The organism is Peribacillus simplex, assembly GCF_030123325.1.
GTDB lineage: Bacteria > Bacillota > Bacilli > Bacillales > DSM-1321 > Peribacillus > Peribacillus simplex_D.
This window is the reverse complement of record NZ_CP126106.1, coordinates 3,553,724-3,567,631: the sequence shown is the minus strand read 5'-3', so window position 1 is coordinate 3,567,631 and position 13,908 is coordinate 3,553,724. Positions and strand designations below refer to the sequence as shown.

General features: G+C 38.0%; 12 protein-coding genes. 8 read left to right on the top strand and 4 right to left on the bottom strand.

Going from position 1 to position 13,908, the window contains the following annotated elements; translation table 11 throughout:
* Positions 1 to 10: 10 nt before the first annotated feature.
* From QNH43_RS16775 to QNH43_RS27850, 3 genes are all read right to left on the bottom strand, one after another.
* Positions 11 to 586: a DUF2238 domain-containing protein gene (locus QNH43_RS16775; RefSeq protein WP_283915001.1), complete on the bottom strand. Its 576-nt coding sequence runs from the start codon at positions 584 to 586 to the stop codon at positions 11 to 13.
* Positions 587 to 706: 120 nt separating this feature from the next.
* Positions 707 to 1,510, bottom strand: a complete 804-nt coding sequence (locus QNH43_RS16770; RefSeq protein WP_434060126.1) for a GerAB/ArcD/ProY family transporter — start codon at positions 1,508 to 1,510, stop codon at positions 707 to 709.
* The gene (locus QNH43_RS27850; RefSeq protein WP_434060204.1) at positions 1,456 to 1,785 is read right to left on the bottom strand and encodes a GerAB/ArcD/ProY family transporter; all 330 of its coding nucleotides are present in this window, start codon (positions 1,783 to 1,785) and stop codon (positions 1,456 to 1,458) included. The genes QNH43_RS16770 and QNH43_RS27850 overlap by 55 nt, the downstream gene beginning before the upstream one ends.
* 650 nt (positions 1,786 to 2,435) lie before the next feature.
* Between QNH43_RS27850 and QNH43_RS16765 the strand changes: the two genes are divergently transcribed.
* From QNH43_RS16765 to QNH43_RS16735, 7 genes are all read left to right on the top strand, one after another.
* The gene (locus tag QNH43_RS16765) at positions 2,436 to 2,789 is read left to right on the top strand and encodes a GNAT family N-acetyltransferase (protein ID WP_283915000.1); all 354 of its coding nucleotides are present in this window, start codon (positions 2,436 to 2,438) and stop codon (positions 2,787 to 2,789) included.
* 766 nt (positions 2,790 to 3,555) lie between these two features.
* Entirely contained in the window at positions 3,556 to 5,244 is a 1,689-nt protein-coding gene (locus QNH43_RS16760) for a spore germination protein (RefSeq protein WP_434060125.1), read from the top strand.
* Positions 5,245 to 5,280: 36 nt separating this feature from the next.
* Positions 5,281 to 6,468: a Ger(x)C family spore germination protein gene (locus QNH43_RS16755; RefSeq protein WP_283914999.1), complete on the top strand. Its 1,188-nt coding sequence runs from the start codon at positions 5,281 to 5,283 to the stop codon at positions 6,466 to 6,468.
* A 6-nt stretch (positions 6,469 to 6,474) separates the two neighbouring features.
* Entirely contained in the window at positions 6,475 to 6,708 is a 234-nt protein-coding gene (locus QNH43_RS16750; RefSeq protein ID WP_053535516.1) for a hypothetical protein, read from the top strand.
* 13 nt (positions 6,709 to 6,721) lie between these two features.
* Positions 6,722 to 7,807: a GerAB/ArcD/ProY family transporter gene (locus QNH43_RS16745; RefSeq protein ID WP_283914998.1), complete on the top strand. Its 1,086-nt coding sequence runs from the start codon at positions 6,722 to 6,724 to the stop codon at positions 7,805 to 7,807.
* Between the two features lie 543 nt (positions 7,808 to 8,350).
* Entirely contained in the window at positions 8,351 to 9,544 is a 1,194-nt protein-coding gene (locus QNH43_RS16740) for a M14 family zinc carboxypeptidase (protein ID WP_283914997.1), read from the top strand.
* Between the two features lie 255 nt (positions 9,545 to 9,799).
* Positions 9,800 to 10,864, top strand: a complete 1,065-nt coding sequence (locus QNH43_RS16735; protein WP_283914996.1) for a M14 family zinc carboxypeptidase — start codon at positions 9,800 to 9,802, stop codon at positions 10,862 to 10,864.
* Positions 10,865 to 11,066: 202 nt separating this feature from the next.
* On the opposite strand, the gene speB is transcribed toward QNH43_RS16735, so the two are convergent.
* On the bottom strand, positions 11,067 to 12,035 hold the full coding sequence (speB, locus tag QNH43_RS16730) for an agmatinase (protein WP_283914995.1): 969 nt from the start codon (positions 12,033 to 12,035) through the stop codon (positions 11,067 to 11,069).
* Positions 12,036 to 12,453: 418 nt separating this feature from the next.
* Between speB and QNH43_RS16725 the strand changes: the two genes are divergently transcribed.
* Positions 12,454 to 13,800 carry an APC family permease gene (locus QNH43_RS16725; RefSeq protein WP_283914994.1) on the top strand — a complete coding sequence of 449 codons (1,347 nt, stop codon included), beginning with the start codon at positions 12,454 to 12,456 and terminating at the stop codon, positions 13,798 to 13,800.
* Positions 13,801 to 13,908: the final 108 nt, after the last annotated feature.

Below are 13,908 nucleotides of genomic sequence, written 5' to 3'. Positions count from 1 at the left end.
CAACAAATCATCATAATTTTAATTTTTGTACACTAGAATAAATGGAAATAAGCAATCCGCCGGTAAGACCGAAAATTATATCGTACATGGTGTCTTTATTACCGCCTCGCTGCATGGTATGAGTAAAAGTGAGATCACCTGCGAACTCATATATTTCCCAAAGAACAGTGGCAGTGACTGAAAGTGAGAGAACAAAAAGAAAGATGACCCACCTTGAAACATCTTTTCTCGCTTTTTGAGGGATGTATAGTTTATAAAGAGCAATCCCAACAAAACCTACGAAGATACCTTTGTAAAAGTGAATGCCAGAGTCCCACCATTTAAAATCAACATAAAAATTTGCGATAGATCCTAAAAATGTCGTACAGAAAATAAAAACATAATAACCGATTATGATTGGAATGTTAAAGGGGTTATTTTTTACAAATAGTAATGATAGAGGCAAGGCACTTACCAATATTCCCCCTAGAGCTACCATCCATCGCGATGAATCATCTTTTATGAGGTAAAAGATGAATAAACCAGTCATGAATGCTATAAAAACCAGACTAAAAATAATGATTATTTTATGTTTCAATATACTCACCTCATTCGTAAATATTCATTACGATCATATCCAATTCAGCCAGATGCAACCCGGCAAATTGAATTTTGGGGGTATTTTTATGATGTCCTTTTTTAAATCCTCCAACTCACATCAGTGTTATCATTGTTGGCAACCATGGTGCTTTTTAATGATGTTTTCAAATGTAACCGTGATAAACAATAATAAAGGCATGACCAGACCAAAAATCGATGCATGGAATAACCATATATTTTTATTGAATTCCCCGGCTGATGGGACCGTCGGAAAAACAATCAGTGAATAAAAAACCATTATCATCCCTAAAGCTGTAGTAAATGGACGATAATCCTTTATATTGAATATGTTTGAAAATACAACAACCGATACATAAAAATACATCACCGTCCTGGTATAGGTTGTAAAGATCCAAATCGTAGCAATAATGGCTTCAATCCGCATCAGGAAATTCCCTACATTTATTTTTTTTGCCATCGTGTAACTTGGAGCGATATTTCGTGCTGTGGTATCGGGGCCAAGAACCAAGATATCCAGCATGATAACCAGAATTAAAATGATTCCTCCGATCAATGTGCCGATATAAAAAGCTTTTCCCCCTTTTTTTCTTTCATTGACTTTTGAAGGGAAAATCATCAAAAACATAACAGGAGACAGTGTAAATACACTGAGGAAAAAAAGTGTCCCTCGTATAACAGGTTTGGCGCCATTTTCAAATACTGGCTGAATATGTTGGATATTTGCTTGAGGAATGATGGAAACCAAAAAAATAATCAGTAATATTAATACGGGTATGAAGAATATTTCCAACGTGCGTGTAAAAGTTTCGATACCAAGGCGTACTGTAAAGATCACTACTGCAGCTAACAATATATTTAATGCGATAAGGGGGGTATCCGGCATCCAAAAGGTTTCAATGAAATTCCCCACATAATAAGTAGTCTCGGCTGCAGTGGAAAAAGACCAGAAAAAAATGTGAGATTGATCATCTTTCCGACTAACTTACCGAAAACCTTTTCATTTATTTGATCTAAAGTGAGATCAGGATATAAATTTCCAACCCTGATGTAAAACCATACAAAAATTAATGCGATTCCTGTCCCAAGTAATGCAGCAAGCCACGCATCCTGCTTGGCAAAACCAGCTAAAGGAGAAGGAGTATGTAAAATAACCTTTCCTACCGAATACAAAAGGATTAAAATCATCAATTGATGTGATGAAATTTTGAAACTACCAGGCATTATTATTCATCTTTTGTTTATTCCTTGCTTCTTAATACTCTCTTATTTTTGGCTATTCATTTTAAAGTTATTCACACAGAAATTAATTGCCTTTCTTCAACAATCCATCCCCGTTTCATTATCCGGGCCCGGTTTTCCTGGGATTCACCTCAAAATTCCGATTTTTCATTAGAACCAATTCCATTGGTAATATCGCGAAATCGCTTTAAAAGAAATACAATGCATTGCCAAATTATTTAGAACTGCTAGATTCAAACGAAAATAAACAACCTGTATTTTAAAAAGTGTAGCACTCCTGCACAATAAATGAGTGATAATCAGTGATGGCATTAGCGGGACAAAACAATATGAATGTAGAACACGCTTTTTCTTAAACTTTCCACTGGAGCGCTCCTTCGCGATTTGTGAACTGGTACGATTCTTGCATATTATTTTTGTGAATGTCTCTTGTGAGTATATTTAATATTTATGGAGAAAGGAAAAGAATGGGAATCTGTTAAACACACAATTATCGAAAAATATTTAGTTGACGTTTAATTTGCCCCTGGTTATATGTCAGAAAATTAAAGGGAAGGCGAAGCAATTAAATTTAAAAAGGTTAGGAGAATATTCGCATGAAAATACCAGTGGAAAATATAGTAGAGTTAACTGTAGAACATCAATTCTTACAGGCGTATCCTATATTGAGTCAGTTACGAACTGATTTGACTTTAGAGGAATATCTAGAATTATTAAATGATATGCGTAATGAGGGTAAACAGTTATTTGCTTTATACCATGATACAAGCATCGTAGCTTTAGCAGGTATTAGCTGGCGTGAAGATTCATATAATGAACGCTATGTTTTTGTACAAGATTTGGTTACTGATGAAAATCATCGTCCTAGTGGCCTTGGATATAGTCTGCTCAGTTATATACATAATTGGGCAAAAGAACATGGAGCTGAGTATATTACATTGGAATCTTGAATTCGGCGCCTTGACACCATAAATTGTTCATTTCAAGTACAATTTTTTTAGGATGGGCTAGCACCTTTTGGGTGTAGCCTTTTTTCGTATATAGGGACCAGCAATGAAATTTTAAACACTTCTAGGATGGGGAGGATTTGGACAAAACTTATGAAACAAGGTTGAAAAAACAGGGTATGTTGGACTTGGGATCAAACAATCATCTGAATAAGTTTAAGGGGAAATTCTTTGCACCTATTCAAAAGCAAGTTGCCCTGTCACCAAAAAAATTAGTTAGTTATAAGCTTATTGAAACTCTGTGGAGGTCTACAGAGTTCTTCTTCATGTTATTATGCCCCAAAACCATTCAACTTTCTGCCACTTAGTTCAACAGAAAAATCGAAGTTTTTTGCTCTCGAAAATGATAATGGAACAAAATAATTATGCGAATATTGGCGGTTTATGCATTTTCTCATAGAATTCCACTAAATGACTTTTTCATTTTTCTGTTTTTCTCATTGTGGCAGCGACCATTCCTGTATTAATCATCTTCAACAAAACTAGGTTCAGAAAGGTTAATCAGAGGTACTTTCAGCAACCTTCAATTATAAAAGATCGATCTTCATGAGTTTATTATTGAACAAAAAAGTAGAATTTTAATAAAGATTATCATGTCTACAATGGTTTAACTCTTTATTAATTTCAATTAATTTTACTTAGATGGATATAATGGCAGCCAGGGTGAAAACATAATTTTAACAGGCTATTGGTTATGAGGGGGTAAGCATTGAAATCTCGAGTTCCTATCCCATTGAGGAAGTTAATTGAAAAAAAACAATCAGTTAAAAATAAAAAACAACAAGAAGACCTAAATCAAAGCAAAAATCCAAACTCCAGTAAAACTAAAAATCAAAACCAAAATCCAGTTCAAGCCGAAAATCGAAGTAAAGAGTCAAAGAATCATGAAACAAAGCTTATATCCTCTGATCTTCAATATAATTTAGACCATATTAAGAAAACGTTAGGAAATAGTTCAGACATAGTTATAAGGGATTTTCAAGCAGGTAAAAATGGGGAAATTAAATTAGGCATCGTTTACACTGATGGATTAACGGATTCGGTATCCGTTCAAGATTTCATCCTCGACACTTTGATGATTGAAATTCGGAACTCTGATTTGGACGTAGCGGTCTTTAATCCCGCTGACTGTTTTGAAATGATAAAATCACATACTCTTCCAATAGGGGGAATAGGGGAAATAACTGATTTCCCAAAACTTTTTAACCATGTTTTATCGGGAGACACGTTGTTATTGATGGACGGCTCCCCAAAAGGAATAGCACTCGGCTCAAGAGAATGGGTCGATCGCGGAGTTCAGGAACCTTCTTCACAAACAGTAGTAAGAGGACCGAAGGATGGGTTCACTGAAACGCTGAGAACAAATACTGCTTTAATAAGACGGAGAATCAAAGATCCTAACCTTTGGCTTGAAACAAAACAGATTGGTGAAAAAACGCAAACAGACGTTTCAATTATGTATCTAAAAGGTGTTGCCAATGATAAAACGGTTTCAGAATTGCAAAGCCGGTTAAATCGAATCAAAATAGATGCGATTCTTGAGAGTGGTTACATTGAAGAACTTATACAGGATGAAGTATATACTCCATTTCCAACCGTTTATAATACGGAACGTCCTGATGCTGTAGCCGCTGCCCTATTAGAAGGAAGGATTGCGATATTTGTTGACGGTACGCCGTTTGTCCTTATCGTTCCAGCATTGATGGTGCATTTTTTCCAGTCCAGTGAAGATTATTATCAACGGGCAGACATTGCCACATTAATACGAATATTACGGTATTTATCTTTTTTCCTTGCTTTGCTTACACCGTCACTTTATGTAGCTGTCTCAACCTTTCATCAAGAAATGCTTCCTACTCCTTTACTCATAAGTCTAGCCTCACAACGTGAGGGTGTTCCTTTTCCAGCTTTTGTAGAGGCGATGATGATGGAGATAGTGTTTGAAATCTTGCGTGAGGCAGGTGTGAGGATGCCTAGGGCTATCGGTTCATCCATTTCCATCGTAGGTGCATTAGTTATTGGGCAGGCTGCTGTCGAAGCAGGGTTCGTTTCAGCAACAATGGTCATCATCGTGTCCTTAACAGCCATCTGCAGCTTTGTGTTCCCATCCAATAGCATGGCCATGGCTTTTCGGATGCTTCGGTTCTTGTTTATGATCCTTGCCGCTACATTTGGATTATACGGGATCATTTTGGGGCTGATCGTGATGGTCCTGCATTTAAATAGCTTACGATCTTTTGGTTTGCCATATCTAGCTCCAAATGCACCATTCATTTTACAAGATCAAAAAGACAATATCATTCGATTGCCGCATTGGTCGTTATTAAAGCGGCCTCGCTTGATCAATAAAAATGATACAGACAGAGGAGATGTCAGTGCTCCGAAACCACCTGAATAACACCAAGATAAAATGATGAGATGATGAGGGTTCACGATGAAAAAAATGTTAATCGTATTTCTAATGTTACCTATAATTTGTTTATCCGGTTGTTGGAGCAGCATTGAATTGAATGAACTTGCCATCGTTACTGCCATGGGAATTGATAAGACAGAAGCTGGGTATCTGGTAACCGTCCAAGTTCTAAATCCGAGTGAGCTGGCAGGTGATGCCAGGTCTGGTCGCACGGAAGTTGTAACATTCAGGAAGAGTGGAAAAACCATTTTTGAAGCACTTAGAAGCCTATCAACTGATGTACCAAGGAGGTTATACGTAGCACATCTTCGTGAAGTTGTCTTTGGTGAGGAAATGGCTAGGGAAGGAATAGCGAAGCCTCTGGATTTCCTTTCCAGGCTAAAGGAGTTGCGTTCCGATTTCTATATGACTGTTGCTAAAGGTTCAACTGCTTATGATACGCTTAATGTGCAAACGGCACTTGAGAAAATACCGGCAAATAAGGTTTTTGACTCCTTGGAAAATTCAGAGAGAAGGTGGGCACCGACAAGGACGGTCACTTTGGATGAGCTGGTCAGCAGTATCGTCAGTAAAGGCAGACAGGCCATGCTAACGGGGATTTACGTTTATGGTGATCCCGAATCAGGAAGCAATGTTACGAATGCACAAAATATCTCCCCGAAATCCGGATTGCGATTGGATTATCTTGGAGTATTCAAGAAGGATAAACTTGTCGGCTGGTTAAACAGGAACGACAGTAAAGGTGTTAGTTACATAACAGATCATGTTAAGTCCACTGCGGTAAATATTCCATGTGAAGGTGACCAAATTACGGTCAACACGACTAGTTCAAAAACGAAAATCAAGGGGAAAATGGAAAAAGGAAATCCCAAAATTGATATAAATGTCACGTCAGAAGGGAGTATAGGTGAAGTAGAATGCACAATCGATTTAACTAAACCAGAAAAAATCGAAGAATTGAATAAAAAATACGCAAAAGATATTAAAGATAAGATAGAAGGGTCGATAAAAACGCTTCAAGAGAAGTATCAAAGTGACATCTTCGGTTTTGGTGATGAAATCCATAGAACTGATCCTAAAGCATGGAAACGTTTAGAAGGAAATTGGGAACAGGAATTCGCAAATTTGGACGTGAATGTAACCGTTAAAGCAAAGATTCGTAATTTAGGAACAATATCAGAATCCTTTCAAAAAGAAATCGAGGAGTAAAGAACAATGTGGGCAATTATTGGAACAGTGTGTACTGGAGCTATTATTTCATTTTTCGAAATACCTCCTCTTATTAAAAAGAAATGCTGGAAGGAAATTGTCATTTTCATTTTATTGCTTTTAGTTGGCATGACGTTGAGTATTTTGATAATCAAGGATATTACCATTCCCACTCCTATAGACTGGATAACGAAAATATATAGTCCACTCGCTCATTTCATGGATCGTATTTTATCCTAGGGAGGTATCGATCATGCTCGAAAAAGGAAAAATCAGCTCTGGTGAATTTCTTATATTGGTCATTATATTCACCATAGGAGGAGCGATACTTACTTTACCTTCCGTACTTGTCTCATTAGCAAAACAGGATGGCTGGATTGCCTATATCATAGCTACTCTCATCGGTTTATGTTTCGTTTTCTTATATACCCGGCTCGCCTCGCTTTACCCATCCATGACCTATATAGAAGTTAATGAAAAAATATTTGGCAAATTGATCGGGAAAATCTCGGCATTGCTATTCCTGCTTTATATTTATTATCTTTCTTCTGCGTTACTAAGTGAAATTGGGAACTTCTTTTCGACACAGGTTCTGGGTGAGACACCTATGGAAATGATAATGATCTTATTTATATTAACAAGCTTATTTGGTGCAAGGCTAGGACTGGAAGTCATTTGCCGAACTGCATTAATCTTTTTTCCTTGGCTTGTACTGCTGCTTTTCATATTATTCGTATTTCTTATCCCGGATATCAAGATCGAAAATATGCAACCTATGTTTGAAGAAGGCATGAAACCAATAATGAATGGAGCATATCACTCTTTAGCACTGCCTTATGTTCAGCTTGTTTTCTTTTTAATGCTCACGCCATATGTAAAAGAAAAGGCTGAAATGAAGAAAAGCTTTTATTTAGGGACTTTATTAGGTGGCGGCGTTTTATTGTTAGTGATCATTTACAGTATCCTTGTATTGGGTGCCGCTAATACAGCAAGATTAAACTATCCTTCTTATAAACTGGGCATGAAGATAAGCATTGGTGATTTTTTTGAAAGGGTCGAGGTCATTGTGGCTTTCATTTGGGTTTTTACAGAGTATTTTAAATTGACCATTTGCTTTTATGGCCTCGCCTTAGGATTAGCTCAATTGCTAGGATTAAAAAATTACAAAATTCTTCTATTCCCATTAGCTTTTCTAATTCTCACATTGACCATTTTTTCGCATCCCGATTTAGTACATTATCAAAACTTTATGGCCACAGCTTGGACACCATTATCCTTAACGATTTGTTTTATTCTGCCATTGTTATTATTAATGGTTGGGAAAATTAGAAAAAAGTAAGGGCAGCTTGCATCACATTAGATATTTTTAAGTGGATGTTAATCTGGATGAGACTGACAGAATTAATCAAAAATGGGCAGTATTCGCTGCAACTTGGCGACTTTTTATGTGATTAAGGACTTCTGGGAACTATCCGTGATACACATTTCGTGTATCTTTTTGCATGGGAAAATCAGCACTTTTTTCAAATAGCAGATAATCATGATCTGAATAATGACGTAGCGGAAATCTTATAGTTACTTGGCAATTCGGAAAGTCTTGCTGCTTCATAGATATAACCTGTACAGATGAAGAGGCGGAGGGATATAGAGAAAGGCAGTAGTGGTACGATTTAGTCAGTTCGTCTTGATAGGAAAACAGAACAAAATGTATGATTTAAGTCCGTCCAAAAACTCTTGTACGAAAGTGGTCATTACTACAATGTTTAAAATATATGCCCGAATCATAAAAAGCCATAATACGACATCATATTCCAACATATTTCTACTATGCCATTTTGTATAATGAGATAGAATAATATATTAAGGGAGTGATTGTTGTAATATGAAAAACAGGAAACTTGTTTCAACTCTAGGAGTTGCCGTCTTATCGGCAGGTATTGCGGCACCAACATTTGCAGCTAATGAAACATCCCCAGGAACCCCCATTCAACAAACTTATTCGGTTTCAGGTTTTACAGACCATGCTGAACTAGGGAAAAAGCTGGAACAAATTGCGAGTGATAGCCAAGGTAAAGTAAAAGTGGATGTAGCTGGATATTCCAATAGGAATAGAGAAATCTATAAAGCAACCGTGGGAACAGGCGACAAAGTCGTTTTAATTCAAAGTGAGATTCATGGAAATGAGAAGACTGGTACGGATGCCATCTTGAATATTTTGAAGTTTTTGGGGACCAATTCTCCTGAAGCGGAGAGAATCCGTAAAGAAATTACCCTAGTGGCTTTGCCTAAAATTAATCCGGATGCTGCTGAATTGAACCGTCGGGGAAATGATATGACCTGGGCGGAGGTCGTGGAACAGTTTCCGCAGTTAGCAGGAGCGAAACCATCCTGGAACTATTATACATACAAAAATGAATCATTCGATTATGAGTCCAAACCTGGCTTCGATGTCAATCGTGATTTTAATCCTGATTTAAACTATATTCCTCAAGCTAAAGACTTCCCTGGAAAATCATCCACCCCTGGTTGGTTCATTACACCTGAATCACAAGCATCACGTGATGTTTACAAGTCTCTGCAGAAGCAATACGGGAAGGTGGAGATTTTTGTAGACTTGCACCACCAAGCTCCCTATTATGAAATCGATGGAACGGATGATTTAGTCACATACTCGCTTTCCGCTCAATTTGTACCTGATCCAAACTCGCCTTCAGGACAAGAGTATGCCAAATATGCAAAAAACTATAACTATGATTTTTCCAGACAATTGAATGTGGCGGTATATAATGCGATGAAGGAACAAGGTAATTCTCCATATGGAAATATATCCTTATATCCGCAAAACCAAAACCTTCCTGGAACGGCTTTAGGAGCCTTTGCTTTAAACGGAAGTGGGACAGTACTCTTTGAAGTTAGAGGACAAACACAATCCTTTGGCCAAAAGAAAAAAGGCATGCTTATTAAGGCAGTGGAAAGAGGGCTATATGGAATAATTGATGGAGTTACTGATGGTTCAGTATATAAAATCAATCCGGAACAATACGAGTCAATTCCCTTGACGGAGGGCAGGCAATAATAAAAATTGCTAGTTTTATCAACTTAGTAACCAGACGGGTACCCGCCTGGTTTTTCTTCATGGTCGGTTACGGCAAACAGAAAAAGTTTTTTGAATATCGCCTTTGGAGAAGTCATTCCTTTCAAGTTATATGGTGCGGAAGAAAACTATTTGAAACATAGTTATTTTTCACTATTAACACAAAGTGCTAAAAATGTCAGAATATTAGTAATAATCATTTTTCATGATTATTAAATTTGATAAGGAGGGTTTTTATTGAATTTTAAAAAGAAGGTCCTATCAGTTTCATTATCTAGTTTAATGGCGTTAAGCGCAGTAACAGCCGTTGCGATGCCAGTCGGAGCGGTTGGAAATGGTCCCAGTGCTGGAAATGGTCAAGTGACAACTTCAAATCTTCATACATATGAAAGCCTGGTAAGCTTTCTTAAAACGCAGGATGCTAAACAAGGAAGCCTGGCACTGGAAGTAATCGGCGAAACGGTAAAAGGGAGGGATATTTATCTAGCGAAATACATTTCAAATCCTAAGAATCCTACTATACTATTTTTAACTCAACAGCACGGAAATGAACAATTGACTACTGAAGGTGCACTTGAATTCATCAAACATCTAGGCACGAATAAGACGAAAGGTTTATTGGAAAATGTTAATATACTGATCATTCCCATGTTAAATGCAGATGGGGCAATGGGAGATGTTAATTTCCCTCTTGATGACTATTTAGCTAAAGGTGATCGACATCTAACACGGGCAAATGCAAATGGGGTCGACTTAAACCGTGAGCATGATAAAAAAACTGATTCCATGCAAGTGGAGGTAAAGGCTTTACACGAAAATGTATTCGCGAAATACGATATAGATTACATGATAGATTTACATCATCAAGGGACGCTAAGCGAAACGGATGGTGAACTTGTTTCAGGTTCAATTCTTTATCCTACAAACGCTAACGTAAAGCCTGAAGTATTAGAAGCGTCAAAGAAACTGGGTGCCGTTGTATATAACTCCATTGAACCAACTGGTTGGGGGCATATTGGTAAGTATGATGGCGGTTCTGGAGAAAATATAGGCCGTAATGGTGCAGCCGTTCGTTATGATATTGCCACATTGCTCTTTGAGATGCGAGGTATGTCGGACCACAATATCGAGTCAGTGGCGCTTGGGCAAAAAAGCAATGGCTATCTAATAAAGCAAACAGTAACCACTTTGGATGCAGCTGTCAGAGCTATTGCCGATGATTCAATTGAAACTGTTGATGCTAGCTTTTGGAACACCTTGCCAACACAATACAATCGTCCTGGGGCAGAATCAGACGAATAAAATGATACACATCCCATTCTTTCAGATGGGATGTATTTTTTATAGCTCGAACTTTTTCATCGGTTTATTTGAAATGCTTATAGGGAAGCGGGACAAGAATAATGATATAGAAAAAAGGCATCTGCTTTCATTAAAAGCAGATGCCTTTTGAACGATAACGTATCGATCTGTAATATCCTTCTTTAATAATTACCGCTTGCTTCTATAAACTTTTTTCGGCTGGATTCTCCTTTTTTTGTTCTTCTTTTAGCTGTAAGGCTACTAAACTGGCAAAGTCATGAATGATGGTGGCTGCCAATAGTGATGTAATTTGTGTTGGATCATACGGCGGGAGGACTTCCACCAGGTCAAACCCAATAAAGTTGAATCCTTGGAGAGAGCGTATCATCTCTAGGGTTTCAAAGCTATTTAGACCGCCGACCTCCAAGGTGCCAGTTCCAGGAGCACATGATGGATCTACAAAATCAATATCAAAGGTCAAGAAACATGGTGTATCCCCAATGGTTTTCTTGACTTCCTTCACGACATCTTCGATGCCTCTTTTCTTCAGCTCAGGCGTAGTTATCACATTGTATCCTAGCTCTGTACTTGAATCTATATCTCCTGGATGATTGAGCGTACCTCTGATGCCAATCTGGAAAACTTTATCCGTTTGGAGCAAACCTTCCTCATATGCACGGATAAACGGGGAGCCATGCCAGTATTTTTCATCATAATAAGTGTCCCAGGTATCTGTATGTGAATCAAAATGAAGAAGTGCAACAGGACCGTGTATTTTTGCGGCAGCTCTTAGATTAGCCAGTGTTACTGAATGATCTCCTCCGATGCCTATTGGAATGATACCGTTTTTCATCAAGTCAGCCATAGCCTTTTCAATTAACTCATAGCTTCGATGTATATTATGGGGAATCACGGAAACGTCCCCAATATCAATTGCATTACATTCGTCAAACGGAAATACTTTGTGAATGGGATGGTAAGGAAACAACGTCATGGATGCTTGGCGGACAGCCTGTGGAGCAAACCGGGCTCCTACCCTGAATGAAGCAGCTGTATCAAAAGGCATACCTACCACTGCCAATTTGGCATTTTCCCTTGAAGAAGGTAAGCGCATAAATGATCCGGTGGTACAAAACTCTGGTTTAACATCAGGGGATAAAGGATATTTCATTTTTCTATTCCTCCATTTTCTTATAACGATAATATTTTTGAAACTCATATTAATGAATTCCTATGGATGATTAATCATGCAATTATCATGCCAGGTCACAGAAGTGATTTAATGAGGGTTTTAACAGATATCATTTGCTTTGGGTATGCAAAGGCGAATAATTTATGGGAAATTGAATCGCCAATGAAAAGATGCTGCAAGACTTCATTTCTATGAATCAATCATGGGCCGTTAAGAATACAGGAATGAAGTGGCGTTTTTGGCGTTTTCGTTTATCGAAGTAAACCAAAATCATGTGGCACAGAAATTGCAATAAGGTATGCAGGTAAAACTTTTAAAAAAGAGGGAGGCATGGGGATTTATCTAGATAAGAAAATGAACCCACCGGTTTGAAAGCGGTTTCAAGGAGGAATGATAGATGGAAAATGAGGTTACATTGAAAAGATCACTGAAATTATGGCAAATCGTTATGATGGGGTTAGCATATATGACCCCCATGGTCGTATTTGATACATTTGGAATTGTATCTGGAATTACGGGCGGCCATGTGCCGACTGCCTATATCGTTGCATTGGTGGGGATGCTTTTTACAGCTGCCAGCTATGGAAAACTTGTAAAGGTTTTTCCTGCTGCAGGTTCTGCCTACACTTATACGCAAAAGGCCATAAACCCGCATTTAGGATTCCTGGTGGGATGGTCTTCGTTGTTAGACTATTTGTTTTTACCTATGGTCAATGCATTGTTGACCAAAATTTATCTCACAGCATTATTTCCAGGGGTTCCTACATGGATTTGGGTAGTATTGTTCGTAGCAATCGTCACCATTCTCAATCTCCGGAGTGTCAATGTACTTGCAAACTTTAATGCGCTTTTTGTTTTAATTCAGATTGCCATCATGGCAGTGTTCATCATTCTTGTCGTCAAAGGTTTAAATGATGGAGAAGGTACAGGAGAAGTGTTTACGATAAAGCCTTTCGTTAATGAAGGAATGGACTTTTCGGGAATAATAACCGGGGCCACGATCCTTTGTTTTTCCTTTTTGGGATTCGATGCGGTAACGACACTATCTGAGGAAACGCCGGATCCGAAAAAAACGATTCCAAAAGCGATATTTTTAACTGCGCTTTGGGGTGGAATCATCTTCATTACCGCTTCTTTCTTTATTCAGCTCTTTTTTCCGGATATATCCCGTTTTAAGGAACCGGATGCTGCATTACCGGAAATCGCCCTTTATGTAGGTGGGAAGCTATTTCAATCCATTTTTCTTTGTACGACTTTCGTCAATACGCTAGCCTCGGGACTAGCATCGCATGCCAGCGTTTCCCGTCTTCTGTATGTTATGGGACGTGATAAAGTGTTTCCGGAAAAATGGATTGGGTTTATTCACCCTAAGTGGAAGACGCCAGCCATTAATGTACTCATAGTTGGAGTCATTTCATTGTCGGCTTTATTCTTTGATTTAGTGACAGCAACGTCACTGATCAACTTTGGTGCATTAATGGCATTTACCTTTGTAAATCTGTCAGTGATCAGCCATTTTATCATTCGGGAAAAGAAACACCGAACGATAAAGGGGTGTATTCAATACTTAATAATGCCTTTAATTGGAGCTATAGCAATTGGCATTCTTTGGATCAACCTTGAGGAAAGTTCCCTAATAATGGGAACAAGTTGGTTCATTATTGGTTTTTGTTATCTATTATACATCACAAAGGCATTCCGGAAGGCTCCGCCCCAATACCAAGTTGAAGAAATTCAGCTATGAGACTTTGAAAGTGAAAACTGATCCGATAAGGATGAGTCAGTTTGTAGCCAAAAAGGATTTGGAATAGTTGCATTCCAAAACCTTTTTGGTTTTTTATTTGAATGAAGC